This is a genomic window from Streptomyces alkaliterrae, assembly GCF_007097205.2.
In the GTDB taxonomy this organism is placed as follows: domain Bacteria; phylum Actinomycetota; class Actinomycetes; order Streptomycetales; family Streptomycetaceae; genus Streptomyces; species Streptomyces alkaliterrae.
Genome location: NZ_VJYK02000377.1, coordinates 1 through 4,658, shown reverse-complemented (window position 1 = coordinate 4,658; position 4,658 = coordinate 1). Strand labels below are relative to the sequence as shown.

Sequence of the window (4,658 nt, the reverse complement as noted above, 5' to 3'; positions counted from 1 at the left end):
GGGGACGGCGGTCCGACCGGCCCGCCGTCCCCCGCCGCCTCACCGCTGCGCCGCCTCGTGACCGCCGTCGTGGTCGTCCTCCTGGTCGCCCTGCCGGCCGGCTACCTCGTGCTCTCCGCCCACCAGAGCCGGGACAGCGGCAAGGACAAGCAGCAGATCGCCTCCGCCACCAGCCTCGTCTGGGACTGGCCGAGCCGGGTCACCCGCCGCATCTACGAAGTGCCGATCCCGTCCCGCTCCACCTACGTCGCCTACTTCGAGACGAACAGCTGGCGGGAAAGCTCCCTGTACGTGCAGTTCCGCACCTCCCCGGAACGGCTCGACGACTTCCTCGCCACCCTCGGCCTCACCAGGTCGGACCTCACCCCGGGCCGGTCCATCAGCGACGCGCGGGCCGACGTCGTCGGCTGGGACCTCCGCTCCGCCGGCCGCAGCTTCGCCTCCGCCACCGTCGACCTGCCGGAACACCGCCCCGAGGTCGCCGTCACCGTCGACCTCACCAGACCCGAACGCCCCCAGGCCTACGTCGTCTCCACCGCCCGCTTCTGAGGCCCGGCCGCGCACGCCCGGGCCCGACGGGTCATTCGGCGCTCAGCGCCCCGGCGATCTCCGCCGCCCAGGACTCCACGGCCGCCCAGTCCCGGTAGTCACCGAAGCGGCCGCCGACCAGCCGGAAGAACAGCCGCCCGCGCCGGGGAAGCAGCGCCGGCGAGACCACCCCGGAGAACAGCCGGTGCTCCCGGCGCGGCAGGCCGCCGAGCGCCTCCTCGATGACCGGCACCTCCTTGGGAGCGAGCCTCCTCCACGGCCCGCGCAGCGCCGCCGGCATGCCCACGCTGAAGAGCCAGACCGGTCGGTCGGCGAGAACGCCCAGGTTCTCCCGGACGAACCCGAGCGCCGGATCGAGCCACCGCTGACCGTGCACCGCGCTGCCGAGGACAAACGCCCGATACGCCCGGGCGTCGTCGACCCGCGCCATCTCCCGGACCTCCACCCCCAGCCCCGCCCCCCGCAGCACGTCGCCGAGGCGTTCGGCGATCTCCCGGGTGGAACCGTGTGCGCTCGCGTAGCCGACCAGGACGTCCACGATGACCCTCCTCCCGGATCGTCCACCGGGCGACACGCCCGCCCGGCCGTGCGGCCGGTCGACGAGGGCGTTCCCGTCCGGCCGGGCGCGCGAGGAGCGAGCCGAAGGCCGCCCACTTCTCGCGGGCCCGGATCGCACGGTGCGCGGTGTCACTCCGCTTCTCCGTGTCCTTGTTCCGCCTTCGGCTCACCTCCAGGACACCAGTCCGCGTCGCCCGGCGGTAGGGCCGAAGGGCCCTTCTCCACGGAACCCCACGGAACCCCACGCAGCCCGTCGCCCGGCGGCTCACCCCGGCTCCGCACCGGGGCGGCGGAACGCCGGGCCGCGCCCGTCGTCCCACGGGCGTACGGCGGCCAACGCCCGCGCCAGCGAGTCCTGCGGCCGACCTCCGGTGTCGACGGGCACCGCCTCGGGCCACGGCGGTTCGTCGGGGGCCATGGCGGCGGCGATCGCGGCGTCGGCGTCCGAGGCGCCGCCGTGGCGGCCGGCCAGCCGGGACGCGGTCACCTCGGCGGGCGCCTGGCAACGCAGCGCTACCAGCTCGGCGGCCGCCCGCCCGGCCGTACGGGCGGCCGCAGCCCGCAGGCCGACGTCGGACCAGCTCGCGTCCACCACCACCGACTCCCCGGACGACAGCAGCGCGAAGGCCCGCTCCAGCAGCGCGGCGTACGTCCTGGCCGTCCACTCCGGTGCGTACAGTCCCTCCCGGTACCCGGCCGCCGCAGACCGCTCCACCGGGATGCCCGCCAACTCCTTCCGCAGCCGGTCGCTGCTCAGCAGCGTCAGCCCCAGCCGGTCGGCGAGCGCCCCCGCGAGGGTGCTTTTGCCCGTGCCGGGCAGTCCGCCGACCAGGATCAACACCACAGCGGACCTCCGCAGATGCCGCAGCGTCAGGTCCACCAGCCGCCGGGCGGTCGGCTCCGCGTCGGACGCGCCCTGCCGTGCCTGCACCAGCGACACCTTCGCGCGCACGAACGCGCGGTACGCGACGTAGTGGTGCCACAGCGAAGGCGGCGCGGGATCACCGGCGAACTCCCCGTACCTGGCGAGGAAGTACGCCGCCGCCTCGGGCGCGCCGAGCCGTTCCAGATCCATGGCGAGGAAGGCCGCGTCGTCCAGGCCGTCGACGTAGCGGAGCCGGTCGTCGAACTCCAGGCAGTCCAGCACCCGGGGCCCGTCGGCCAGGCAGAAGACGTCCTCGGCCAGCAGATCCCCGTGGCCGTCCACCACCCTCCCCGCCTCAAGGCGGCTGTCGAACAGCGGCTTCCGACCGGCCAGATAGCGGCGCACCAGGTGTGCGACCTCCGCCACGCCGTCCGCGACGGGGCCGTCCTCGGCAAGCGCCCGGGCCTGCGCGAAGCTGTCCTCCCAGCGTCCGGCGAGCGCGTCCCGCGTGCCCTCGCGCAGCACGTCCGGGCCGCGCGGCGCCCGGGCGTGCCACACCGCCAGTTCCCGCGCGAGCGCACGCAGGTCCTCCTCGACGTCGGCCCCGTCCCGCACCAGGCGGGCCAGCCGACGGTCGTCCGGCATACGTCGCATCACCACAAGCGGTTCGGGCTCGGCGCACTCCGGAGCGCGCAGCTCGCCGAGGCCCAGGTACACGTCGGGGGAGAAGCGGCGGTTGAGGGCCAGTTCGCGTTCGCACGCGGCACGACGGGCGGCCACCGTGCGGTAGTCGACAAAACCCAGCTCCACCGGCTTCTTCACCTTGTAGACGCGGTCGTCGGCGAAGAAGACCACAGCGGTGTGCGTCTCGCTCACCGCGGCCCGCCCCGGCGCGCCGCGACGGCCGCCCTCAGCCACGAGGACCGGCGACCACGACGACTCGGGCACCGCGCGGTCTCACCGTGAGTACGAGGGGGAGGGATCGCATGGCGTCGGGCCCTTTCGTTCCGCGCGGGGCAGGACACGAGGGGCGACCGGACCCGCGCGGTGCGTCCGCGCAGCACCGGAGGTCCCCCTTCGAGGACTACCGCAGGATCGGCCGCCCCGCACGCCGGCGAAGCGTGCGCCCCTCGCACGCCGGGACCGGCGGCGTCCGGGACGGAAGTCGGCCCCACCGGGACGTTCGGCCCTGTGCCCGGGGCCTGCCCCGGGCGGACGATGGCAAGACGCTGGGAAGACGCCGCTCCCACCGAGGAGAAGAACGATGGCACACACCGCGGAATGGAAGATCCGACTCCACCTCTTCGAGGACGACCGGGGGACAACCACCGCACGCGTGGTCCTGGACACCGGCACCACCACCCTCACCGGCCACGGCACGGCGCACTGCCACCCGACGGACACCGACGTACCCGAGATCGGCGACGAACTCGCCGCCGGCCGGGCGATGGACAACCTCGCGCGCAAGCTGCTGGACATCGCGGAGAAGGACATCGAGGGCATGGGCGCCAGCCGGCCGCCCCGCCGCCAGCTCACCGGCTGGCCGATGTGACCGACGCCCGCCCGACGCGGACCCGGTACGGGGCTGTCCTCGCCCACCGAGCACGCGGCGGGCGCACACCCCACTCGCCAGGAAGGACGACGGTCATGCGAGCGCATCTCGGTGACCAACTTGTCATCAAGAGCCAGCGGGCCGGGGAACCCGGCCGCGACGGGGAGATCATCGGGCTCCGCCACGACGACGGCACACCCCCCTACGACGTGCGCTGGTCCGACACCGGAGACGTGACCCTCGTCTTCCCCGGCCCCGACGCGCACGTCCACCACCTCGAGCACCATCCGCAGCACGCCCGCACCGAGCCCGGCCGCCCGGACGCCTCAGGGGTACCGGTACCGGTGCCGACGCCGACCGCGACCGTCCCGGTCGGAGTCGGGCCAGGCGACATCGGACGGCGGGTGGCCGCCGAACGCAGACGCCGCAGGCTCACCCGGGAGGAGACCGCGCGCCGCGCACGAGTGTCACCGGAGTACCTGAGGTACATCGAGGAACACCCGGCCGCACCGACCCCCGCGACGCTCATCCGGCTGTCCGACGCGCTGGGCACCACGGTCGCCGCGCTGCGCGGCGGAGGCGCCGACGCCCCACCGGCCCAGGGCAGAGCCCTGCGACACCCTCGGCTCCGCGATCTCGATCCGAAGGAGTGCCGCGCGCTGCTCGCCGGTCACGGAGTGGGACGCGTCGCGGTGACCACGCCGGAGGGGAGCCCCGCCGTCTATCCGGTGAACTACGACCTCCTGGAGGACACCATCGTCTTCCGCACCACCCCCGGCTCGGCACCGGCGAAGGCCGTCGGCACGGACGTCGCGTTCGAGGTCGACCACGTCGACGCGGCCCTGAGCCAGGGCTGGAGCGTGCTCGCCGTCGGGCCCGCCGCCGCCGTGACCGACCCCGAGACCGTGCGCGATCTCAGTCGGCGCGTCCACACCACCCCCTGGGCCGGCGGCGAGCGCGACCTGTGGGTCTCGATCCGGCCCACCCGCCTGACCGGCCGCCGCATCACCCAGGCCGACGACCGCTGAACGACGCCGGCGCCGCCTCGCACCGCAGCTTTTCCGGTCTGTTCTCGTCGCGAGTCCGGGCGGTACCGGGGCCACCTGGACCCTTCGGACAGAGCCCGGCCCCCAC

5 protein-coding genes are annotated in these 4,658 nt (G+C 74.6%); 3 read left to right on the top strand and 2 right to left on the bottom strand.

Annotation, left to right across the window (positions count from 1 at the left end):
- A partial coding sequence (locus FNX44_RS28260; RefSeq protein ID WP_323369635.1) for a hypothetical protein occupies window positions 1-549 on the top strand: 549 nt, incomplete at its 5' end.
- 31 nt (window positions 550-580) lie between these two features.
- On the opposite strand, the gene FNX44_RS24025 is transcribed toward FNX44_RS28260, so the two are convergent.
- Together FNX44_RS24025 and FNX44_RS24020 are read right to left on the bottom strand one after the other, a co-directional pair.
- Window positions 581-1,087: a flavodoxin domain-containing protein gene (locus FNX44_RS24025; protein ID WP_143651018.1), complete on the bottom strand. Its 507-nt coding sequence runs from the start codon at window positions 1,085-1,087 to the stop codon at window positions 581-583.
- 285 nt (window positions 1,088-1,372) lie between these two features.
- Window positions 1,373-2,848 carry a bifunctional aminoglycoside phosphotransferase/ATP-binding protein gene (locus FNX44_RS24020; protein WP_143651017.1) on the bottom strand — a complete coding sequence of 492 codons (1,476 nt, stop codon included), beginning with the start codon at window positions 2,846-2,848 and terminating at the stop codon, window positions 1,373-1,375.
- 388 nt (window positions 2,849-3,236) lie between these two features.
- On the opposite strand from FNX44_RS24020, the gene FNX44_RS24015 reads away from it, so the two are divergent.
- Window positions 3,237-3,524 (top strand): dsRBD fold-containing protein, encoded by a 288-nt coding sequence (locus FNX44_RS24015; protein ID WP_143651015.1) that lies wholly within the window; start codon window positions 3,237-3,239, stop codon window positions 3,522-3,524.
- Window positions 3,525-3,619: 95 nt separating this feature from the next.
- A complete protein-coding gene (locus FNX44_RS24010) occupies window positions 3,620-4,552 on the top strand; it encodes a pyridoxamine 5'-phosphate oxidase family protein (protein ID WP_143651013.1) in 933 nt (310 codons plus the stop codon).
- Window positions 4,553-4,658: the final 106 nt, after the last annotated feature.